Consider the following 16,603-nt stretch of genomic DNA (forward strand, 5'->3'; position numbering starts at 1 on the left):
GGCAGACTACTGCCCTGCATCTTCCTTATGAAAATTGATCAATCCCTGCATGGGGTTTTTATAAATATTACCGGCCTCAAAGCCATAGCTGCTGCACAGTTCCAGCAGCACATCCCGAAAGCCCCAAGCAACGCCGCCCACAAAATGAACCGGGTATTTCCATACTTCGGCGTATTTATTCAGGTGGATAAAAAAGAAATCGTTGAGGCCATCCTCGATGATGTTCTCAATCATATAGTGGCCGCGGTTCTCGGCAAGGAACGGCGTAAACGAACTAAGGTACCGGTTGGGCAGCGGCTTGCGGTACACGTTTTCCAAAATTTCCACGGCGCTGGTAGTAAATGTAGCGTCGAAGCGGGCCCGCAGGTCTTCATCAAAAGTGCCGTACAAATAGTACTGCACCACTTTTTTACCCAGGTACGCACCGCTGCCTTCATCGCCCAGCACGTAGCCCAGGCCGGGGCTGTTTTTGGAAACCTTGCTGCCGTTGTAATAACAACTGTTGGAGCCGGTGCCCAAAATGCAGGCAATACCTTTTTCCCGGCCGCAGCCCGCCCGGGCCGCCGCCATCAGGTCGGTGTCCACCGAAACTTTTGCCTCGGGGAACAAACCTTTCAGCACCGCTTTGATCATTTTCGCATTTTCGGGATTGGCGCAGCCGGTGCCGTAGTAAAACAATCCCGAGATCGATTTGTTTTTGATCTTGGGCAACAGCTCTTTCCGGAGCACAGCTTCAATGGCGTCGCTATCCATAAAATAGGGACTGATGCCTTGGGTAAAGACTGTTTTTTTGCGGCCTTCCGATAACAGGCACCATTCGGTTTTGGTGGATCCGCTGTCGGCAATAAGAGTTGCAGTGTGCATGATGGGCGCTTAAAGTATTGTTGAATAAAGGTAGCGGCTAGCGTTGCTTTTGGTAAATGACCTAATTTGCAAACTTAAATTAGTATCAAAAAGAGCAGCATAAAGATGAGTAGAAAAAAATTACAGGTGTGGCTTCCCCTGATCTTTTCCGTGATCATGATCCTGGGGATGGTCTTTGGATTTAAGCTACACCAGCAAACCGGCAGCACCCGCGGCTTTTTCAAGCTCGACCGCCGCAGCTCGCTGCAGGAGGCTTTGGACCTAATCCAAGACCGCTATGTGGATTCGGTGAACCTGGGCTCGCTGCAGGACAGTGCGCTGGAGGGCCTCATGAATAACCTCGACCCGCACTCTGTTTATATACCGGCCAAAAATTTTGGCGAAGCCAATGAAGACCTCGTGGGCAACTTTGACGGCATTGGCGTGGAATTCAACATTTTTTCTGACACCGTACATATATTATATGTGATCCCCGAAGGTCCTGGCGACAAGGCCGGACTGCAGGTGGGCGACCGCATCATAGCCGTGGACGATTCATCAGTGGTGAGCAAAACCATGCCTTCGGAAGACATCCGCCGCATGATCCGCGGCAAGGCCGGTACCAAGGTAGACCTCACCATTAAACGCGGCGCGGAGATCAAACATATTGTGCCCACCCGCGGCATTATCCCGCTGCCCGCAATGGATGCACATTTTATGCTGGACAGCGCCACTGGCTACATCAAGCTGAGCAAATTTTCGGAAACCACTTACCGCGAGTTCATGCAATCGATGGAGCAGCTGCAGGCGCAGAAAATGAAAAGTTTGGTGCTGGACCTGCGCAACAACGGCGGTGGCCTAATGAGCCAGGCCATAAAAATCGCCGACGAATTTTTGGACGGCGATAAACTGATTGTGTACACCGAAGGCACCAACACACCACGGCAGGAACACCGGGCACAAAAGGAAGGCGTTTTTGAGCAAGGCAAACTGGTGGTGCTGGTCGACGAGCTTTCGGCTTCGGCATCTGAAATTCTGGCCGGCGCCTTGCAGGACTGGGACCGCGCCACCATTGTAGGCCGCCGCACATTTGGCAAAGGCCTGGTGCAGGAGCAATACATGCTGAGCGACGGCTCGGCCATCCGCCTCACCGTTGCCCGCTATTTTACGCCATCGGGCCGCAGCATCCAGCGCTCCTACGAAGGCGGTAAAAAAGTGTACATGGAAGAACTATACAGCCGTTACCATTCCGGCGAAATGCTCACCGCCGACTCCATCCACAACATTACCGGCAAGGCTTATAAAACAAATGCAGGCCGCACCGTTTATGGCGGCGGCGGCATTGTACCCGATGCATTTGTGCCCATTGATACCAGCCTAGTAACCCGCAGCGTAACGCGGCTGTACCTCGATGGCCGGTTCAACAATTTTGTGTACCAATATTATATTCAAAACGGCAACCTGTTCAAGCAGTATAAAACGCCCGCTGAATTTGCTGCCAAATACAACAACCTGGAAGATGCCTGGACCCACCTGGTGCAATACGCATCAAAAGACAGTATTAACCTGAAAAATATTCCGCAACGCGACAAGGCGGAAATTCAGGAACAAATGAAAGCTTACCTGGCCCGCTTCCGCTGGCGCACCCAAGGCTTTTATGAAGTGAATGCCCTGTACGATGACATGATTGCCAAGGCGAGGAAAGAGCTGGCCAAGTAGTGATGATTTACGATTAACGACTTTGGATTGACGATTTTTGGCAAACGGCTGCTTTACTTGAAGCAGCCGTTTGTTATTTACACACATAAAAAAAACGCCTGCAGTGCAGGCGTATTAAATTCTGTCGGTATCTATTTAAATCGTCAATCCAAAATCGTCAATCGTAAATCCCTTATCGGTACTCCGGTTCGCGGCGGGCAGGTTCTACCTCGCGGTTCGGCGTCAGGGTTTCTTTTTTCTCAATGCGGTACGACAGCATCAGTCCAATACCGCTACCAATGGCAATCAGGGCAAAATAGATAGCTTCGTTGTTCCAGCCACCCATGTTTTTATCAAGGAAAAATGCCAGGAGCAGGCCGATGCCGGCACCAAAAAATACAAGGCCCGATTTAAGACTGCGATAAGGCACGGGGCGGTTGGCAAATTGTTTGGGGTTCATGCCTTTTTCGATCATGGCCATATTCTCTTTGGTTTTCAGGTACACAATGCCAAAAACCATTGCGAATGCGCCGAGGGAAGTGATGATCGGGATTAAAAACGGTGACATAAAAATTCAGTGTTATGGTTTAAAAAGTTGTTTGCTGTTTTCCTATCTGACTACAGTGGTACCGCTGCGGTTACAGAAATTCAGGATTTTTTTAAAAAGAACTGCAAGCATCGCTTACAAACATTAGGACGCCGACACAAGAGACGTGGTTACAGCCCGGTTTCATTTTTCTTTTAAAAGGATCAAATGCACCGAAGAACTGAATATTAATGATAGAAAGCGAAGAACAATTCAAGCATCCCGAAACATCCTTTGCCCCCAAAGGTTGATCCTCCGCTCTCATTATATATAGCGAAAACATCCAACCATTCAGCGCAATTAAAACAACAACATCGCCAGCAGTCAATTACCACATTGTTGATCCATCCCCAACAAAAGGGCATTCGGACCAAAACACGGGCAATTCATCACCTGCCGTTATGAAAGCTAAAAAAATTTCTCAACCTTGCACCTGTAACCAACCCCAACAACAAAGCGTCATACATGCAGATGCACAACGAAATAGCTGACAACGCAATCATCGAGCAGGTGCTCAAAGGCGATCGCAACGCTTTTGGTACCCTGGTGCAGCGTTACCAGTCGTTTGTTTTTACCATTGCCCTGCGCTATGTAAAAGGCCGCGAAGACGCCGAAGAACTGGCCCAGGATATATTTGTAAAGGCATACCGTTCGTTGGCCGATTTCAAGGGTACGTCCAAGTTCAGCACCTGGCTGTACACCATTACCACCACCACCAGCATTTCGTTTTTACGTAAAAAAAAGCTGGAAGTGCATTCGCTGGACAATGAAAAAGTATTTGCCGTAGCCGATAATTTTGATGGCGGCATGAATGCCAATGTCATCGAACAAAAGTCGCGGCAAAATATGGTGAACGCGGCCATCCGGCTGCTCAGCCTCGACGATGCACAGGTGATCACGCTGTTTTACAAAGGCGAACAAACGCTGGAAGAAATTGCGCAGGTAATGGGTAAAGAGCCCAATGCGGTAAAAGTGCAACTGCACCGGGCACGTACCCGATTGAAGGAAAAAATGCAGCAGCATTTTGCCGCCGAAGTGCGGGATTTGTAAGCCGCATGAACATTAACTAACCACAAATGAACGACCATGAATAACAGGCACGAAGCGTTCGACCCGGCAGATGATGCGGCGATGGAGTTGCGGATTTGGGAGTACATCGATGGGCTCAGCACCGATGCGGAGCGTTCGGAAATAGAACAGTTGTTGGTGGAACACGCCGCGTGGCGCGAAAAATACAAGGAATTGCTTTCGGTGCACCAAATGCTGGATGCCACCGAACTGGAGCAACCTTCCATGCGTTTTACCCGCAATGTAATGGACGAAATTGCGCGGCTGCAAATTGCACCGGCCACCAAGGCGTATATCGACAAAAAAATCATCTGGGGCATTGGGGCCTTTTTCGTTACCGTCATTGTTGGTTTCCTTGTATACGGCCTCAGCCAGATCGATTGGTCCGCCGGCGCATCGGGCACCAGCAAGGTTTTGGGCGTCGATTTTACGGAAGTGGATTATAGCCAGGTGTTCAACAACAATTTCGTGAATCTGTTCATTATGCTAAACATCACGCTGGGACTGATTTTACTGGATCGCTACCTCACCCAGCGCCGCAAAACCTGGCAGCAGGCATAAGTTTTCGTTTGCTTTGTTCAATAAAAAAATGCCCCGGCAAAAGCGGGGCATTTTTTTATTGCTACATAAATATTAGTCTTTGAATTTGCTTTTCAACGCCTGCAGGCTTTTTTGAAAATCGTTCAGTGAAGCCTGCTTGGGTGCGGGTTTAGCGAAGGATTTATTGCCGCCACCAGCACTGCGCGGCTCTGTCGTCTGACTACGGTCGTCCGGCTTTGTAGTTTTCATCGTCAACGCAATGCGCTTGCGGGCAACATCCACTTCGGTAACAGTAACCTGCACTTTTTGTCCCAGTTTCACTACCTCGTTCGGGTCACTAACAAAGCGGTTGCTCAATTGCGACACATGCACCAGCCCATCCTGTTTTACGCCAATATCCACAAAAGCACCAAACGCAGTAATGTTGGTAACGATGCCCGGTACCTGCATGCCCACCTTTACATCTTCAATGCTTTTAATAGTGTCGTCAAAACGAAACTCCTCAATTGGGGCACGTGGGTCGCGGCCGGGCTTTTCAAGTTCCTTTAAAATATCTTCAATGGTAAACTCACCCACCGTTTCGGAGATGTAAGCTTTTTTATTGATCTTCTTGCGCAGCTCGCCCTTTTTGATTAACTCCTCCAGCGATGCCTGCAGGTCGGCAGCCATGCGTTCCACCACGCCATAACTTTCGGGGTGCACCGATGAATTATCCAAGGGATTTTGGGCGCCGGGAATGCGCAAAAATCCTGCGCATTGCTCAAAGCTTTTCGGGCCCATCATCGGCACTTTCTTTAATTCGCTGCGGCTTTTGAACGGACCATTTTGTGCCCGGTATTCCACAATATTTTTTGCCAATGTGCCATTGATGCCCGATACATATTGCAGCAGGTGTTTCGATGCGGTGTTTACATCCACACCCACAAAGTTTACGGCACTTTCCACCACGCGGTCCAGCGCATCTTTCAGCTTTACCTGGTTCACATCGTGCTGGTATTGGCCCACGCCAATCGATTTCGGATCAATCTTTACCAGTTCGCTCAATGGGTCGAGCAGGCGGCGGCCAATGGACACCGCACCTCTTACCGTTACATCATGGTCGGGAAATTCTTCACGGGCCACTTCCGATGCGGAGTAAATAGAAGCGCCGCTTTCATTTACCTGGAACACGCTTACCGGCTTGCCAAAATCAATGCTGCGCACCAGCGTTTCGGTTTCGCGGCCGGCAGTGCCGTTGCCAATGCCGATGGCTTCGATGTCGTATTTATTGACCAGGTGCTTTATTTCAGCAACGCTTTCCTGCCACTGGTTTTGCGGCGGATGCGGGTAAATGGCGGTGTTGTGCACCAAGTTCCCTTGGGCATCGAGGCAAACCAATTTGCAGCCGGTGCGGAACCCGGGATCCAGCGCCAGCACCCGTTTGTTGCCCAGCGGCGATGCCAGCAGCAGTTGCCGTAGGTTTTCAGTAAATACCGTTATTGCTTCATCATCGGCCTTGGCTTTGCTGCTCAGGCGGTATTCGCTTTCAATGGACGTTTTCAGCAGGCGCACAAAGGAGTCTTCCACAGCCTTGCGTACTTCGTCGGCAGCGGGGTTATTATCTTTCACAAAAATGCGGCTCAGTTCATCCACCGCCGATTCTTTTTCGATGGTAATGTCCATCGCCAAGTAGCCTTCTTTTTCGGCACGCCGAATGGCCATGATGCGGTGGGAAGGGCTTTGCGACAAGGGCTCGCTGAACTCAAAATAATCGCGGTATTTCTGTGCTTCGGGCTCGTCTTTTTTGGAAAGAAAAACCTTCGACACCAGCGTGCCGGTTTCGGTAAACAATTGCCGCACTTTGTTGCGGGCTTCTTCTGCTTCCGACACCCATTCGGCAATAATATCACGGGCGCCTTGCAGCGCTTCTTTGCTGTCTTTTACTTCTTCTTTGATGTATGCAGCGGCTTCGCTTTCGGGATCGATGTTGCCCTGTTCGAAAATAAGTTTTGCCAGCGGCTCCAGCCCTTTTTCAATGGCTTGCGTAGCGCGGGTTTTGCGCTTGGGTTTATAAGGTAGGTAAATATCTTCCAGCACGGTGAGATCCAGTGTGCCTTCAATGCGCTCTTTTAATTCAGGGGTCAGTTTGCCTTGCCCGTCGATTGTTTTCAGCACCGTTTCCTTGCGCTTATCCAACTCGGTAAAATACTTGATCTCTTCCACCACGTTCCCGATCTGCACTTCGTCCATATTGCCGGTGGCTTCCTTGCGGTAGCGGGCCATAAACGGTATGGTGGCACCTTCCGACTGCATCTGGTACACGTTGTTGATCTGTTTGAGGCTCAGCCCCAGCTTTTCTGCGATGTTTTGGATATACTTCGATTCCATGTGCACGATTTAGCCCGTTTTTTAAACAGGGTGGCAAAGGTAACCAGTGATTTGTATGATTGGAACCACAGATTTGTTTGATTGGAAAAGATTTTTATGATTTTTTCAAAAGGGCAAGATGCTTTTTCTGTACGCACATTTCCGTTTAGGATGATTGCCGATAAAAGTGTCGCTTAGCTTCTGAAATTGAATCGCCAAAATCATTTCCAATCAAACAAATCTGTGGATTTACCTTTGCCGCATTAATCCCACTGCATGGACATCAAGAAAAATATTCTGGAAACGATTGGCAACACGCCGCTAGTGCAACTCAATAAAATTACCCGCGACCTTCCCTGCGAGGTGTATGCCAAGGTAGAATATTTCAACCCCGGTAACAGCACCAAGGACCGTATGGCCCTGAAAATGGTGGAAGTGGCCGAAGCCGAAGGCAAGCTGAAACCCGGCGGCACCATCATTGAGTGCACATCGGGTAATACCGGTTTGGGATTGGCAATGGCGGCCGTGGTAAAAGGGTACAAATGCATTTTCACCACTACCGACAAACAGTCGCAATCGAAAATGGACATTCTGAAAGCGCTGGGCGCCGAAGTGATCGTTTGCCCTACAAACGTGGAGCCCGAAGATCCCCGCTCCTATTATTCTGTTGCGGCAAGGTTGGCTAAGGAAATTCCAAACTCCTTCCTGATGAACCAGTACGATAACTTGGCTAACAGGCAGGCACACGTGGAAACTACCGGCCCCGAAATCTGGCGCCAAACAGAAGGTAAGGTGACGCATTTTGTTACTACAGCAGGCACCGGTGGCACCATTACCGGAACGGCCATGTATCTGAAAAAAATGAACCCCGATATCCAGATCTGGGCGATTGATGTGTACGGTTCACTGCTAACTAAGTACCACCGCACCGGCGAGATTGACATGAACGAAGTGCATCCATACATTTCGGAAGGTTTTGGTGAAGACTTTGTGCCGCAGAACTACGACATGAGCGTGATTGATCACTTTGAACAAGTGACTGATAAAGACGGTGCTTTATTTGCGCGTAGGCTTGCCCGTGAGGAAGCGCTCTTTTGCGGCTATAGCTCGGGCAGCGTGCTGGCGGGCTTGATGCAACTAAAAGATAGGCTGAAAAAAGACGACGTTGTAGTGGTGCTGCTGTGCGATCATGGCAGCCGTTATGTTGCTAAAATTTACAACGACCAGTGGATGTCGGAACGTGGCTTTTTTGAAGTAAAAACCTTCCGCGACGTAGTATCTGCACGGGGCCGCAAAAGGCTCATCACCATCGAGCCTACACAGTCAGTTTCGGAGGCAGTGGAACTGATGAAGGAATACGACATTGAACACATCCCTGTTGTAAAAGATGGCGAGCTAGTAGGTGCAGTGTCGGAAAGCGGCTTGTTTCAACGGGTTTTTGGCGACCCTGAACTGCGCACCGCTAAAATTGAAACGGTGATGGACAAATGCTTTCCCGTGGTAGCAATGGAAACGCCTGTGGAAAAACTGAGCACCCTCATCAACAAAGAAAATGGCGCGGTATTGTCGAAAGATGAAACCGGCAGCTTGCAGATTGTAACCAAATACGACGTGCTGCAGGCCCTTGCCTGATGTATTAAAAATGTAGTAGAAAATACTTAGTTCGCTCAAAAGCCGGTCGAGGGATGCAATATTGCCCGGCCGGCTTTTTTCGTAAAAAAACCATCCACTTTGAATAATATAATTTTTTCCACATACAATAGCAATGGCCGGCGTTACTTTTACTTTAATGCAGCTGGATGCCCCGTTTAACCTGTAAAAAATGGGGTATTAGCCGAAGGCCATTTTCGTAAAATCACGATGCGCATTTTCAGAGAATACGGCAGGAGCACCGCCGGTTTTACGCAATGCGGCGTATTTACTACATGGAAAAAATTGAGCGAAAGTTGTATTGAACAGCAAGCTCTGCCATTCTACATTTGTTACAGAAGTTGATGCGGTGAACGTTCCGTTTCCTTGAAAAACCGAAATGATCCAAATCCAAAGAGAATCCAACCGTCCAAAAATTGCATTATCCCAGTCCTGTGAACAACTAAAAACACACGCATCAACTTCTTCCTTTTAAGGACAATTCCTATGAAGACCAGTTCGACGTCCTGAAAAACCAAACCGTCCATTATCCGTTTGAAAGCCGTTCCATATCTATGAAAACCTTTGGTGCCTAAACCGCCAGAATCCATTAGCCTATCACCACGCCGTTCCAATGAAAACCGAATGGTAAACCCTTTTCCTCCTGCATTTGGTGCACACGCATTAAGGCAGGAGGAGGTGATAGCAAACAAATCCCGACGCTCCAAAAGTTGCTGTTGCATGCTGCCCGCTATTTTTGCAGCATGCCGTTGATTTCCACACCCACTTTTTTTGCAAACAAACCGCCGCAGCGCATCGTCTCGTTGGTGCCTTCGCAAACCGAGCTGCTCGCCGATCTGGGCCTGGAACAGGAAGTGGTGGGCATCACCAAATTTTGTGTGCATCCTAACCAGTGGTGGCGCAATAAAAAGCGCATTGGCGGCACCAAAATGGTGGATGTGGCGGCTGTACTGGCTTTGCAGCCCGACATGGTGATTGCCAACAAAGAAGAAAATGTAGCAGAACAGGTTTTGGAAATTGCGGCAACCATACCCACTTATGTTTCGGACATGGGCAATTTGAACGAAGCCCTGGCAATGATCAACACCCTCGGACAGTTGACACACCGCGAGGAACAAGCTGGCGCAATAATCGACAAAATCAAAAATGGCTTTAATCATTTAACGCCACTAAATCCGCCACTGAAAGCAGCCTACCTGATTTGGCAAGAACCGTGGATGACCGTTGGCAACGACACATTTATACACCACATGATGCAGCTTGCAGGGTTTGAAAATGTGTTTGCCGACAGGCAACGCTACCCCGCTGTTGAATGGAGTGAAATTGCCGCTACCGCGCCTGATGTATTGCTGCTTTCATCGGAGCCTTATCCGTTTAAGGAAAAACATATTGTTGTATTGCAGCCGCTGCTGCCGCAAACACGCATCGCGTTGGTAGATGGTGAAATGTTTAGCTGGTATGGCAGCAGGCTGCTGCATGCACCGCGGTATTTTGCGCAGCTGCAAAATGATCTAGCTAGGAAATGACCCGCAATCAATATGTATCATTTGCACATCGCCTGCCGCTTGTTTGATGCAAATCATATCAGCGTAGCTGTTCCCACCGCTTTGCGCTTTTAAACTAATGACAGCTATCAGGTGCAATACAAACAGTTTCTCATTATCTTCGGCAGCGAAAAAAAGGCGGGATCCTTTCCCAATCCACATTAAACCTGATCTTTATGGGTAAATACAAAGCCGGCGTCCTGTTCGGCGACGAACTCAGAGCTCTTTACCGCGATGCCTTGGAAAATGGCTTTGCGCTTCCTGCAGTGAACACTATTGGCACCAACAGCATCAACGCTACGCTGGAAACCGCTGCCAAAGTAAACTCTCCAGTGATCATTCAGTTTTCGAACGGCGGCGCCCAGTTTATTGCGGGCAAAAGCATGCCGAACGACAACCTGCAAGCTAATATCGTAGGCGCCATTTCAGGTGCTTTGCATATCCATACTGTTGCCAAATATTATGGCGTACCTGTAGTGTTGCACACCGACCACGCAGCAAAAAAATGGCTGCCCTGGATCAGTGCCCTGCTCGATGCCGGCGAACAATACCACAAAGAAAAAGGCCAGCCGCTGTTTTCTTCGCACATGCTCGACCTGTCGGAAGAGCCGATTGAGGAAAACATCGAAACCTCGGTGGAATATTTCAAACGCATGGCACCGCTGGGCATGAGCATTGAAATTGAACTGGGCGTTACCGGTGGCGAAGAAGACGGCGTTGATAACAGTGGCGTGGAAAACGATAAGCTGTACACACAGCCCCAGGAAGTGGCTTATGCATATGAGCGCCTCAGTAAAGTTGGCGACATGTTTACCGTAGCTGCTGCCTTTGGCAATGTGCACGGCGTGTATAGCCCCGGCAACGTGGAGCTGCGTCCGGAGATTTTGAAAAACAGCCAGGAGTACATCCAACAACAATACGGTACCGGCGAAAAGCCCGTGTACTTTGTATTCCACGGCGGCTCGGGTTCTCCGCAGCACCAGATCCGCGAAGCCATTTCGTATGGTGCCATTAAAATGAACATAGACACCGATATGCAGTGGGCATTTTGGGAAGGTGTATTGCTCAATTACAAAAAAAGCGAGCATTACCTTCAGGCACAATTGGGCAATCCTGATGGTGTTGAAAAACCTAATAAAAAATACTACGATCCCCGCGTTTGGTTGCGCAGTGGCGAGGAAAACTTTGTAAAGCGCCTGAGCGTTGCGTTCGAAGACCTCAATTGCATCAACCGCAACAGCTAATCTTTTTTATTTTAAGAATAAGCACAATAGCGCTGCCCCTAGGGCGGCGCTTTTTGTTGCAAAAGAGTTTTCAAACAATCGATTCGCTGCTTTTTAAATGCATTGACGTTGCATGCAAAATCTTCATTAACTTAAGCCATATTTTTTCACCTAACAACGTTTGACCATGCTTCACTCCCGCCGTCGGTTTGTTCAAAACCTGGCAACGCTTGCTGCCGGTGCTGCCATTGCACCAAAGTTTTCCCATGCATTTGCTGCAAAACCATCTTTTGAAATATCATTGGCCGAATGGTCGTTGCATAAAACCCTGTTTGCCAAAAAAATGACCAACCTCGAATTCCCCGAAGTTTCCCGCAAGCAATACGGCATTGGCGTGGTGGAATATGTAAACCAGTTTTTCAAAGACAAAGCGCAGGACACGGCTTACCTCAACGACCTGCTGCAACGTTGCAAAGACAATGGCATTAAAAACCACCTGATCATGATTGACGGCGAAGGCGGATTGGGCGAGCTCGATGCCGACAAGCGCAACAAGGCCGTGGAAGCGCATTACAAGTGGGTTGATGCTGCCAAATATTTAGGTTGTGCCACCATTAGGGTAAATGCCTACGGGCAGGGTAGCCGCGAAGAAGTGGCGAAAGCGGCTGTTGATGGATTGGGTAAGTTGGGCGAATACGGTGCAAAAACCGGCATCAATATCATTGTGGAAAACCACGGTGGCTGGAGTTCGGACGGCCAGTGGCTGTCAGGCGTGATGAAGCAGGTGGGCAAAAAAAACGTGGGCATCCTGCCCGACTTAGGCAATTTTTGTTTGCGCCGCACCGCCAACGGCTGCGCCGAAGAATACGACCGCTACAAAGGCGTGCAGGAATTTATGCCCTACGCAAAAGGCATCAGTGCCAAAACATATGATTTTGATGAGCAAGGCAATTGTGTGGAAACAGATTACAACAAGATGATGCCCATTATCAAAAAAGCAAATTTCAATGGCATTATTGGTATTGAATACGAAGGCAGCAAACTGAGCGAAGAAGAAGGCATTAAAAAAACAAAACAATTGCTGGAGCGCATGGCCAGTGCGCATGGTTTTGAGCTGCGCGGAAGCGGAAAAGTTTAGCGTAAAAGCAAAATCAAAAAGTAAAAATGCAAAAGGCGGCCCACATACAGAGCCGCCTTTTTTATTCATTTTCATAAAGGCATTTCATCGAACGGTAACAAACACATTGCGAGCTTCTTCTTCGAAAAACACGATATTGTCCGCTACATTTTGCCTTTAACTTTTGACTTTTTACTTACTCACGGCATGCCCGGAAGCTTGATGCCACCAGCTTTCAGGTCGTCAATGATGTCTTCCTGGAACGCCAGTTTTACTTCGTGGTAATGGTGCGCATCCACCCAAATGTTGATCATCACTTTATAACCGTCAGGGTCAACCGAAGAAACACCAAAGTTGGTAGCCGGGTCGTTTAAGATAGCCGGCGTCTGATCAATCCTCTTTTGTACAATTCGCTGCACTTCATCAAACGAAATTCCAAAATTGAATTTCAGTTCAATGTCCAGCCGGCGTTTGCCCTGCCGGCTTAGGTTGATGATCACCTCGTTGGACAGCTTGCTATTTGGGATAATTACCGTGGTGTTGGTTTGCGTGGTAACAACGGTATAAAAAATTTGAATTGAGCTGACAATTCCCTCCTGCCCTTGCGCCAAAATACTATCGCCTACACGAAACGGTTTCAGCAACAGGATCAAAACACCAGAAGTAAAATTTTGCAAAGTCCCTGACAGCGCCAAGCCTGCAGCTACACCCAGTGCACCAATCAGGGCAGTAAAAATGGTCATTTGCAAGCCCAGCACCTGCATCAAGGCCAGTATGAGCATTACCTGCATCACGGTTCCAAACAAGGAAATAAGGAAGGGCTGCAGCGATGGGTCAAATTCGCGGCGGTGCATGTGCAGGTTCAGTGCCCTTTTCAAAAAGCGGATCAGCCAGATGCCCACAAATAATACAAAAAAAGCGATGAGCAGCCTTGGCCCAACGGTCAATATCCACAGGTATGCTTTATCGTAAAATGCCTCCAAATTCATGGCGCGAAAGTAAAACGGAAAAAGTTAGTGGTTAAAATGTGCTCTAAAAATTAGGCAGCGACCGAGTTGTGCAACTATTGTTCCGGCTTTTGCGGCAGCGCAAATGCCACGTAATAATCGCCTGATTTTGTGCCCAGTTTTCCGCCTCCGCAGGCCACTACCACATACTGCCGATTGTTGGCTGCATACACAGCAGGCGTGGCAAAAGCAGGTGCCGGCAAAGTAGTTTCCCAAAGCAAACGACCATTGGTCTTATTGAACACCCGAAACATACTGTCCGGGGTGGCGCCGATAAAAAGTAGTCCGCCTTTGGTCACCACCGGACCGCCATAATTTTCCCTGCCGGTGCGGATGCCATGCGCTTTAAACAGTGGATGATCGCCCAGCGTGTCGCGCCAAACAAATTCGCCGGTGTTGAGGTCAATGGCGTTGATGGTACCCCACGGCGGCCTTAATGCATTCAACCCTTCCGGGCTTAGAAATTTGTTATAGCCGGTGGTGCTGTACGGCAATTTCAGGTAGGCATCTCCGTTAGTTGCGGGCCCGTTATATTGTTGCTTACCCGGCCCATTTTGGTCCAACACGAATGCAGCGATTGCTTCTTTTTCGGCGGCATGCAATCGGTTAAAAGAAGGCATCATCCGGCGGCCACTGGATATCAACTGGTGAAACTGTGCATTGTTGTATCGCTGGCCCACATTGATCAGCGACGGGTTGGCGCCACTGCCCTTTCGCTCCGGTCCGTGACAGGTCATGCAGTTGGCCTGGTACAATCGTTTGCCGGCCTCCATCTTAGTTTCTGTTCGAACTTGGTCATTTTTCAACGGCACCATCGTAAGTATCCAAGCCATTTCATTGGCATTTACATACAGTATTCCTGTTTCCGGGTCTACTGCCGGCCCACCCCATTCGCCGCCGCCGTCAAAGCCCGGAAGGACCACCGTGCCCTGCTCCGATGGCGGCTCAAACAAGCCGCCACTTTTATATGAAGCCAATGCTTTTTTTACCTGCTCAAATGAGGCCGGCGGCAACAGGTGGTTCAGTTCTTCCGGAGTAAATTTTTGCCGCACAAACGGCAATGGTTTTTGGGGCACCGGTTGCGTAGGCGACAGTTCTTCGCCAACAAGCGTTGTATTGATAGGTACCGGCATTTCGCGAATGGGAAAAACAGGCTTGCCGGTTTCACGTTCAAACACAAACACAAAACCCGTTTTGGTAACCTGCGCCACAGCATCGATGGTGCGGCCACCTTTTTTAAGTGTCAGCAACACAGGCGGTGTTGGAAAATCGCGGTCCCAAACATCGTGGTGCACGCCCTGGAAATGCCAGACATGTTTACCGGTTGCGGCATCCAATGCCAGCACACAGTTTGCGTACAGGTTCGCTCCTTTTCTTTTACCACCATAAAAATCAAACGAGGCCGAGCCGGTGGCGCAAAACAAGAGGCCACGTTGTTCATCGAGGCTGAAGCCGCTCCATACATTGGCGCCGCCAATATTTTTATACGCGGCTGTGTCCTGCCAAGTATCATAGCCCGGCTGGCCCGGCTGCGGAATGGTATGAAAGATCCATTCGCGTTTACCAGTCCGTACATTAAAAGCGCGGATATGGCCCGGTGCTGCGGCAGCGCCTTCATCTACACGGGTGCCCATAATGATCAGATCTTTATAAACAATGCCCGGCGAGGTGGACGTAACAAAAAGCTCAGTTACATCGCGGTCGAGGCCATCGTGCAGGTCAATCTTTCCATCGGTGCCAAAGCTGGGGATAGGTGTGCCGGTGGCGCCATCAATGCAATACAGGTACGAACCGGCGGTATAAAACAAACGCTTTTCTTTGCCATCCGTCCAATATGCAAGGCCGCGGCTGTTGTTCATGATAAAAAATCCGCGGTCGGCTTTCAATGAATCAAACGGGTTGAACACCCACAACTCCCTGCCCGTAGCGGCATCCAGCGCAAACAATCTGAGTGTTGGCGATGTGCCGTATAAAATACCATCTACCACCAGCGGGTTGCACTGAATTTGCGAACCATTTACCGTGTCGGCATCGCCGCTGCGATACACCCACGCCACCTCCAATTGCGCAGCATTGCTGGTATCAATTTGCGACAGCGATGAATACTGAGTTTTTTCTTTGGAACCACCGTACACACTCCAGGAGTGGTTGGATTCATCGGGTGCATCGGCGCAGGAAAAAAGGACAAAGGAAAAAATAAGAAAGGGCAACAATCGAAGAAGCATGTTTCAAGATAAAGATTTATCCCTTTTGCTTTTGAAGCCCAACGCTCCTATCACTAATCCTTCGGTTTGTCGTTGTTGTTATCTTCCTGCAAAATGATGGATTCAAACGGATGCTCTTCTTCCTCGGGGTGATCGATGCGGTGGTCTACATCTTTTTTGCGGGCCATTTTTATGGCTTGAATGATGGCGGTCAGCAAGAAGATGCCGCCAATCACCCAATTCAAAATATCTTGGTTGCCGGTAATATTATCGGCCACCATTTTACCACCAAACATGAACACAAAATTGCCGATGAGTGTGCCGATGCCGATGCCGGCAATATAGATGTTGTATTGCGCAGCCTGCGGCTGCAAAATGCCTTTGGTAAACAACACCGTGCTCCAACCAAACCAAAACGGGATTTGCACCGGGTTGAGGGCGCTCATAAAAAGCCCCAGCCAAAAGCGGTGCAGCGTGCTGCTGAGGATGATGTTCTTTTTTATACTTGGATGTGTGGCCGCATAAAACGAAGAAATAGCCAGTGCCAAAACAATCAGCAGCGTTACCCACTCCAGTGCACGGAACAGCGCTTTTTGCTTGCGTACCCAATCCATGGCAATGAGCGACAGTCGCACATACACCACTTCGGCAGTGAGGGAGCCGAGGCCAAAATAAAGCGCAGGGCGCAAGCCATCGGTGATGGCAATTTGCATGATGGCCACGTTGAGTGTGCCCAGGGGCAACGAACCCAAAAAGGAAATCATGAGACCGGTAAAA

14 protein-coding genes are annotated in these 16,603 nt (G+C 49.2%); 7 read left to right on the plus strand and 7 right to left on the minus strand.

All coding sequences use genetic code 11. The annotated features are described in order from the left end of the window. Positions 1 to 6 precede the first annotated feature (6 nt). Positions 7 to 864, minus strand: coding sequence for an N-acetylglucosamine kinase (locus EPD17_RS13120; protein ID WP_132054861.1), 858 nt, complete (start codon positions 862 to 864; stop codon positions 7 to 9). Between the two features lie 105 nt (positions 865 to 969). On the opposite strand from EPD17_RS13120, the gene EPD17_RS13125 reads away from it, so the two are divergent. Next, the gene (locus EPD17_RS13125) at positions 970 to 2,562 is read left to right on the plus strand and encodes a S41 family peptidase (protein ID WP_132054863.1); all 1,593 of its coding nucleotides are present in this window, start codon (positions 970 to 972) and stop codon (positions 2,560 to 2,562) included. 172 nt (positions 2,563 to 2,734) lie between these two features. On the opposite strand, the gene EPD17_RS13130 is transcribed toward EPD17_RS13125, so the two are convergent. Further along, a complete protein-coding gene (locus EPD17_RS13130; RefSeq protein ID WP_132054865.1) occupies positions 2,735 to 3,109 on the minus strand; it encodes a DUF6249 domain-containing protein in 375 nt (124 codons plus the stop codon). Positions 3,110 to 3,592: 483 nt separating this feature from the next. Between EPD17_RS13130 and EPD17_RS13135 the strand changes: the two genes are divergently transcribed. After that, positions 3,593 to 4,177, plus strand: coding sequence for an RNA polymerase sigma factor (locus EPD17_RS13135; RefSeq protein WP_240040619.1), 585 nt, complete (start codon positions 3,593 to 3,595; stop codon positions 4,175 to 4,177). Positions 4,178 to 4,213: 36 nt separating this feature from the next. Beyond that, complete coding sequence (locus EPD17_RS13140; RefSeq protein WP_132054867.1) at positions 4,214 to 4,756, plus strand: anti-sigma factor family protein; 543 nt, start codon at positions 4,214 to 4,216, stop codon at positions 4,754 to 4,756. Between the two features lie 72 nt (positions 4,757 to 4,828). Here the strand turns inward: EPD17_RS13140 and EPD17_RS13145 are convergent, their stop codons facing one another. After that, complete coding sequence (locus tag EPD17_RS13145; protein ID WP_132054869.1) at positions 4,829 to 7,102, minus strand: Tex family protein; 2,274 nt, start codon at positions 7,100 to 7,102, stop codon at positions 4,829 to 4,831. A 255-nt stretch (positions 7,103 to 7,357) separates the two neighbouring features. Between EPD17_RS13145 and EPD17_RS13150 the strand changes: the two genes are divergently transcribed. Beyond that, positions 7,358 to 8,713 (plus strand): pyridoxal-phosphate dependent enzyme, encoded by a 1,356-nt coding sequence (locus EPD17_RS13150; protein WP_132054871.1) that lies wholly within the window; start codon positions 7,358 to 7,360, stop codon positions 8,711 to 8,713. Positions 8,714 to 9,063: 350 nt separating this feature from the next. Here the strand turns inward: EPD17_RS13150 and EPD17_RS13155 are convergent, their stop codons facing one another. Then, positions 9,064 to 9,453 (minus strand): hypothetical protein, encoded by a 390-nt coding sequence (locus EPD17_RS13155; protein WP_132054873.1) that lies wholly within the window; start codon positions 9,451 to 9,453, stop codon positions 9,064 to 9,066. A gap of 21 nt (positions 9,454 to 9,474) precedes the next feature. Between EPD17_RS13155 and EPD17_RS13160 the strand changes: the two genes are divergently transcribed. The 3 genes from EPD17_RS13160 (at position 9,475) to EPD17_RS13170 (ending at position 12,636) form a co-directional block, all read left to right on the plus strand. Then, a complete protein-coding gene (locus EPD17_RS13160) occupies positions 9,475 to 10,257 on the plus strand; it encodes an ABC transporter substrate-binding protein (RefSeq protein ID WP_132054875.1) in 783 nt (260 codons plus the stop codon). A 194-nt stretch (positions 10,258 to 10,451) separates the two neighbouring features. Further along, a complete protein-coding gene (gene fbaA, locus EPD17_RS13165) occupies positions 10,452 to 11,519 on the plus strand; it encodes a class II fructose-bisphosphate aldolase (RefSeq protein WP_132054877.1) in 1,068 nt (355 codons plus the stop codon). Between the two features lie 166 nt (positions 11,520 to 11,685). Next, the gene (locus tag EPD17_RS13170; RefSeq protein WP_132054879.1) at positions 11,686 to 12,636 is read left to right on the plus strand and encodes a sugar phosphate isomerase/epimerase family protein; all 951 of its coding nucleotides are present in this window, start codon (positions 11,686 to 11,688) and stop codon (positions 12,634 to 12,636) included. 179 nt (positions 12,637 to 12,815) lie between these two features. Here EPD17_RS13170 and EPD17_RS13175 read toward each other — a convergent pair whose 3' ends face one another. The 3 genes from EPD17_RS13175 to EPD17_RS13185 form a co-directional block, all read right to left on the minus strand. Then, on the minus strand, positions 12,816 to 13,604 hold the full coding sequence (locus EPD17_RS13175; RefSeq protein WP_132054881.1) for a mechanosensitive ion channel family protein: 789 nt from the start codon (positions 13,602 to 13,604) through the stop codon (positions 12,816 to 12,818). A 74-nt stretch (positions 13,605 to 13,678) separates the two neighbouring features. Continuing rightward, on the minus strand, positions 13,679 to 15,847 hold the full coding sequence (locus EPD17_RS13180) for an outer membrane protein assembly factor BamB family protein (RefSeq protein WP_132054883.1): 2,169 nt from the start codon (positions 15,845 to 15,847) through the stop codon (positions 13,679 to 13,681). A gap of 53 nt (positions 15,848 to 15,900) precedes the next feature. Continuing rightward, complete coding sequence (locus EPD17_RS13185) at positions 15,901 to 16,590, minus strand: LysE family translocator (RefSeq protein WP_240040620.1); 690 nt, start codon at positions 16,588 to 16,590, stop codon at positions 15,901 to 15,903. Positions 16,591 to 16,603 lie beyond the last annotated feature (13 nt).

The sequence above is a fragment of the Pseudocnuella soli genome (assembly GCF_004347775.1).
Taxonomy (GTDB): domain Bacteria; phylum Bacteroidota; class Bacteroidia; order Chitinophagales; family Chitinophagaceae; genus Flavisolibacter; species Flavisolibacter aquaticus.

Bases quoted from the DNA above. Each gene is read 5' to 3' on its own strand.
- EPD17_RS13185 (WP_240040620.1), bottom strand. From the start codon at position 16,590: ATGATTTCCTTTTTGGGTTCGTTGCCCCTGGGCACACTCAACGTGGCC.
- EPD17_RS13140 (WP_132054867.1), top strand. From the start codon at position 4,214: ATGAATAACAGGCACGAAGCGTTCGACCCGGCAGATGATGCGGCGATG.
- EPD17_RS13175 (WP_132054881.1), bottom strand. From the start codon at position 13,604: ATGAATTTGGAGGCATTTTACGATAAAGCATACCTGTGGATATTGACC.
- EPD17_RS13120 (WP_132054861.1), bottom strand. From the start codon at position 864: ATGCACACTGCAACTCTTATTGCCGACAGCGGATCCACCAAAACCGAA.
- EPD17_RS13170 (WP_132054879.1), top strand. From the start codon at position 11,686: ATGCTTCACTCCCGCCGTCGGTTTGTTCAAAACCTGGCAACGCTTGCT.
- EPD17_RS13180 (WP_132054883.1), bottom strand. From the start codon at position 15,847: ATGCTTCTTCGATTGTTGCCCTTTCTTATTTTTTCCTTTGTCCTTTTT.
- EPD17_RS13150 (WP_132054871.1), top strand. From the start codon at position 7,358: ATGGACATCAAGAAAAATATTCTGGAAACGATTGGCAACACGCCGCTA.
- EPD17_RS13135 (WP_240040619.1), top strand. From the start codon at position 3,593: ATGCAGATGCACAACGAAATAGCTGACAACGCAATCATCGAGCAGGTG.
- EPD17_RS13160 (WP_132054875.1), top strand. From the start codon at position 9,475: ATGCCGTTGATTTCCACACCCACTTTTTTTGCAAACAAACCGCCGCAG.
- EPD17_RS13145 (WP_132054869.1), bottom strand. From the start codon at position 7,102: ATGGAATCGAAGTATATCCAAAACATCGCAGAAAAGCTGGGGCTGAGC.
- fbaA (WP_132054877.1), top strand. From the start codon at position 10,452: ATGGGTAAATACAAAGCCGGCGTCCTGTTCGGCGACGAACTCAGAGCT.
- EPD17_RS13130 (WP_132054865.1), bottom strand. From the start codon at position 3,109: ATGTCACCGTTTTTAATCCCGATCATCACTTCCCTCGGCGCATTCGCA.
- EPD17_RS13155 (WP_132054873.1), bottom strand. From the start codon at position 9,453: ATGCAACAGCAACTTTTGGAGCGTCGGGATTTGTTTGCTATCACCTCC.
- EPD17_RS13125 (WP_132054863.1), top strand. From the start codon at position 970: ATGAGTAGAAAAAAATTACAGGTGTGGCTTCCCCTGATCTTTTCCGTG.